Here is a 5,218-nt window from a genome sequence, read left to right on the forward strand (position 1 = left end):
GAGGCGGCTGTCCGCCAGCGGGCGGGCGGGCGGTGATGGCGGTGCCTCCAGTGGCAGCTCGGACACGGACAGGTCTGGGTCCGCCACCGCGGCTTCGAGCAGGGTGGTCCAGTGCGCCATCAGCCGCTCCACGGTCGCCCGCTCGAAGCGTTCGTCCGCGTAGTCCACGGTGCCAGCGAAGCCGTGCGCGTGCTCGCCCAGGGAGATGGACAGGTTCGACAGGACCGCGCCGAACTGCGGTGGCCCGTTCTCCAGCTCCACCAGGCTCATCAGCAGGCCGGGCAGCTCCACGTTGGGCTCGAAGCGGGTGTGCAGGACGAGCAACGTGTCGAAGACGCGCTCGCGGCCCGTGTCCTTCCGCGGCTCGATCTCCCGCACCAGCTCTTCGTACGGGACATCCGGGTGCGCGTAGGCCTCCAGCAACACGTCCCGGACTCGCGCCAGCAGCTCGCGGAACGGCGGGGCTCCGGACAGGTCCGTCCGAAGCGGGACGGCGTGCGCCACGTAGCCCATCAGCGGCTCCAGCTCCGGCCGGCTGCGGTTGCCAATGGGGGTCCCCACGACGATGTCATCCTGGCCCGACCAGCGCGACAGCAGCGCCTTCCACGACGCCAGCAGCACCATGAACGGGGTGATGCCCTCACGCTGCGCCAGGGCCTGGACCGACTCCGACAGCGCGCGGGAGAACCCCACGTTCAACCGCTGGCCCCGCAGCGCGGGCCCCTCGCCCGGGACACGGTCCACCGGCAGCGCCAAGGGCCCCGGGAGCGACACCAGCCGCTCGCGCCACGCCGCGGCCTGCGCGGCGAAGGCCCCCTCTCTCAGCGCCCGTCGCTGCCAGGCCGCGTAGTCCGCGTACTGCACGGCCAGGGCGGGCAACGCGACGGGCTGCCCCTGCTTGAAGGCGCTGTAGTGCGCCCCCAGCTCCTTGCCGAGCACCACCAGCGACCACGTGTCACACACCACGTGATGCACCGTGACGGCGAGCAGGTGCTCTTCCGGGGACAGCCGCCAGAGGCGCGCGCGGACCACGGGCCCGCGCTCCAGGTCGAAGGGACGCGCCACCTCGTCATGGACGCGCTGCTCCCAGCCCTCGGCCGCCAGCGGATCCACTGTCAGCGGCAGCTTCACCTCCGGCGCGATGCGGAGGACCGTCGCGCCCTGGACGCGCGGATAGGAGGTGCGCAGCGCCTCGTGACGGCGCACCACCGCCTCCAGGCTCCGCTCCATGAGCGCCACGTCCAGCGCCCCGCGCAGCCGCAGCACCACGTACATGTTGAGCGCCGGGTTGCCCGGCAGCGCCTGCTCCAACGCGCAGACACGCTCCTGCACCACCGACAGGGGCAACACGCCGTCACGCGCGATACGCGCCAGCGGCGGCAGCGCGGCCTCCCCCGTCACCGCGCCCGCCGAGCCCATCCGCGCCTGGATGCGCGCGGACACCCTGGCCACCGTGGGCGCCTCGAACACGTCGCTCAAGGGGAGCTGTACCGGGAACGCCTCGCGCAGCCGCGTCAGCATCTGCGCGGCCATCAGCGAGTTGCCCCCCAGCTCCAGGAAGTCGTCGTGGATGCCAAAGTCCGCGCGGCCCAACCGCTCGCGCCAGATGGCCAGCACCTGCCGCTCCACGTCCGTCCGAGGCCCCGCGACGTCGGGCGGTCCTTCCTCATGGACCGCCGCCACGTCGGCGGGAGGAGGCGGCACCTCACGAAGCACCGGAGGACTGGCGAGCACGGGCGCGGGCGCGGTGCCCATGGATTGGCGCTGGAAGGGATAGACAGGCAGCGGCAACTTCCGGCGCTGCTCGTGCGCGTAGACCTGGCTCCAATCGAGCGCGCATCCCTGCTCCCACAACGCGCCCAGCGCCGCCATCAGCGCCGCATGCGGGCTCGACGCCGACCCCGCCCGCGGCAGCGACGCCACGGCCCGGCCCGCGTGTCCGCGCAAGCCCAGCTTCGCCAGGGCCGTGAGCGCCTGGTCCGGCCCCACTTCGAGGAACACCGTGCAGCCGTCCGCCTGGAGTGTCTCCAGTCCATCCGCGAAGCGCACCGGCGCCCGCATCTGCCGGACCCAGTAGGCGGGGTCCGTTGCCTCGTCCGCGCGAATCCACGTCCCGGTGACGCTGGACACGTAGGGGCGCTGGGGCGCGGACAAGCGCAGCCCGGTGACGACCTGGCGCAAGTCCTCCATCAGCGGCTCCACCGCCGCGGAATGGAACGCATGCGCCGCGGGCAGGCGCAGCACGCCCACACCCCGTGTCGTGAGCTCGCGCTCCAGGGCCTCGACCTCCGGCGTGGGGCCGGAGACCACGCAGCGCTCCGCCCCATTCACCGCGGCCAGCGACAACGCCCCCGTCAGCAAGGGACGCACGACTGCCTCGGAGCACCCCACCGCCGTCATGCTGCCCGCGGGCATGCGCGCCATCAGCCGGCCACGCGCCGCCGCCAGGGCCAGCGCGTCCTCCAGGGGCATCACGCCCACGAGGCACGCCGCCACGTACTCACCGAAGCTGTGCCCCAGCAGCGCATGGGGCTTCACGCCCCACGACTCCCACTGGCGCGCGAGCGCGTACTCCACCGAGAACAGCGCGGGCAGCGCGCAGCCCGGGTCCGCCAGCAGCGCCTTCGCGGCGTCCTCTCCGCCTGGCGCGGGGAACAACACCGCGCGCACCGACGCCTCCAGCCGCGGCCCCAGCTCCCGCAGGCAGGTCTCCAGCGCGTCGCGGTACACGGGCTCCGCGGCGTGAAGCGCTCGCCCCATGCCCACGGACTGCGCGCCCTGTCCCGGCAGCAGGAACGCCACGCGCGCCTCGCGCGCCGCCGCGACGTCCTCCACCACGCGCCCCCGTCCCGGCGCCCGCAGCGCGGCCACCAGCGCCTCGCGGTCGCCCGCCACCACGGCCCTCCGGTGCTCGAAGGCGCGGCGGCCCGTGTTGCGGGTGAAGGCCACGTCCGGCAACGACACCTCGCCGGGCGCGCGCTCCAGCCAGTCCGCCAGCTCCCGCGCCGTGGACGCCAACGCCTCGGCCGTTCGAGCCGACAGCGTCACCACCTGCGTGGGGCGCGAGCGCTCCTGGGTCCGAGCGGTCAGCGGCGCCTCTTCCAGCACCACGTGGGCGTTCGTCCCCCCAATGCCGAACGAGCTGACGCCCGCGCGCCGGGGCACGTCGCCCCGAGGCCAGGGCCGGAGCGCGTCCACGACGAAGAACGGACTGCCCGCGAAGTCGATGGCCGGATTGGGGCGCTCGAAGTGGAGGCTGGCCGGCAGCGCCTCGTGCTTCAGGGCCAGCACCGCCTTGATGAGCCCCGCGAGCCCCGCCGCCGTGTCCAGGTGGCCCACGTTCGTCTTCACCGAGCCCAGGCCGCAATACCCCGTCGCGTCCGTATGACGGCGGAACGCCCGCGTCAGCGCCGCCACCTCGATGGGGTCCCCCAGCGCCGTGCCCGTCCCGTGCGCCTCCACGTAGCCGATGTCCCGCGCCTCCAGTCCCGCGTAGGCCAGGGCCTCACTGATGACGTCCGCCTGCCCCTCCACGCTCGGCGCCGTGTAGCCGACCTTCGCGGCGCCATCGTTGTTGATGGCCGACCCCTTGATGACGGCATGGATGGTGTCGCCATCCCGCAGCGCGTCCGCCAGGGGCTTGAGCACCACCGCCGCCGCGCCGTTGCCCGGCACCGTTCCGGCCGCGCGTGCGTCGAACGCCCGGCAGTGGCCGTCCGGAGAGAGAATCATCCCCTCCTGGAACAGGTAGCCCGACCGCTGTGGCAGCGACAGCCGCACCGCGCCCGCCAGCGCCACGTCCGACTGGCGCATCAGCAAGCTCTGACACGCCATGTGCACGGCCACCAGGCCCGTGGAGCACGCGGTGTAGACGGACAGGCTCTCGCCGCGCAGGCCCAGCTTGAAGGACGCCTTCGTCGCGAGGTTCTCCCCCGTGGTGCCCAGCAGCTCGTAGAGCGACGCGGGGTCCAGGGCGCCCTGCCCCAACAACCCCAACGTGTGCAGCGAGGCGCCCGCCCCCGCGTAGAGCGACACCTTCCCGTCGAAACGTTCGGGGTCGAGCGCGGCGTCCTCCAGCGCGGCCCACGCGCACTCCAGGAACACGCGCTGCTGCGGATCCATCCACTGCGCCTCGCGCGGCGCCACGCCGAAGAAGGCCGCGTCGAAGTGGTCTCCGCCTTCCAGCTCCGAGGCCACCGGCACGAAGTCCGGGTGGCCACGCACCAGCGCGGGGACCAGGGGCGAAGGCTCCAGTGACTCCGAAGACAGGCGGGTGATGGACTCCACGCCGTCGCGCAGGTTCCCCCAGAACGCGTCCACGTCGCGGGCCCCTGGAAAGCGGACCGCCATGCCGATGATCGCGATGTCGTTGCCCATCCCCGTGCTGTCTCCGCCCGTCATGTCGTGGTCAGCCATTGCCTCGAGGGTTCCTTCCTCCGCGACGCTGGAGGACCTGTCGCCGGGCCTCCGCGCGCGTCTGGTGTTTCTCGTCGGACGTCGGCCCTGGACGCGCCTCGGACGCCAGGCGCCGGGCCAGGGAGTGGACGGTGGGGTGTTCGAAGAGGTGGGTGATGGGCACGTCCTGGCCCAACGTCTCGCGCAGCCGCGCGCACGTCCGCACCGCCGCCAGCGAGCTGCCGCCGAGGTCGTCGAAGAAGTGCGAGTGCACCCCCACGGAGGGCAGCCCCAGGGCCTCCGCCCAGGCCTTCGCGAGGGACTCCTCCAGCGGCGTGCGCGGCGCGCTCTCCGCCGTCACGGTGCGCACCGGGGCGGGCAGCGCGCGCGCGTCCACCTTGCCGCCGGTCGTCATCGGCAACGCCTCCAGGGAGATGAGGTCCACCGGGACGAGCTGCTCCGGGAGCCGGGCACGCAGGCGCGCGCGGACCTCGCCCGGCGGCAGCGGCGCTCCGGGGCCCGGCACCACGTAGGCCACCAGCCGCGCCTCCCCACCAGCGGGCGGCGACCACACGCGCACGTGCGCCTGCCGCATCCCCGCCAGCTCCCGGAGGGCCACCTCCACCTCGCCCGGCTCGATGCGGAAGCCGCGCAGCTTGAGCTGGGCATCCACGCGCCCCAGGAATTCGAGCCGCCCGTCCGGCGACCACCGCACCCGGTCCCCCGTGCGGTAGAGCCGCGCACCGGGCGCGCCGCCATACGGGTCCGGAACGAAGCGCTCGGCCGTGAGGCCCGGCTGGCCCAGGTAGCCGCGCGCCACGCC

At 73.8% G+C, this 5,218-nt stretch carries 2 protein-coding genes; both read right to left on the bottom strand.

The features are described from left to right. The coding region (locus G4D87_RS33225; RefSeq protein WP_163786701.1) for a type I polyketide synthase at positions 1-4,416 on the bottom strand (4,416 nt) is incomplete at its 3' end. Then, positions 4,409-5,218 (bottom strand): phosphopantetheine-binding protein (locus tag G4D87_RS33230; RefSeq protein WP_163786702.1); only part of this gene is annotated, 810 nt, incomplete at its 5' end. The genes G4D87_RS33230 and G4D87_RS33225, both read right to left, overlap by 8 nt.

This window comes from Myxococcus vastator (assembly GCF_010894475.1).
Lineage (GTDB): Bacteria > Myxococcota > Myxococcia > Myxococcales > Myxococcaceae > Myxococcus > Myxococcus vastator.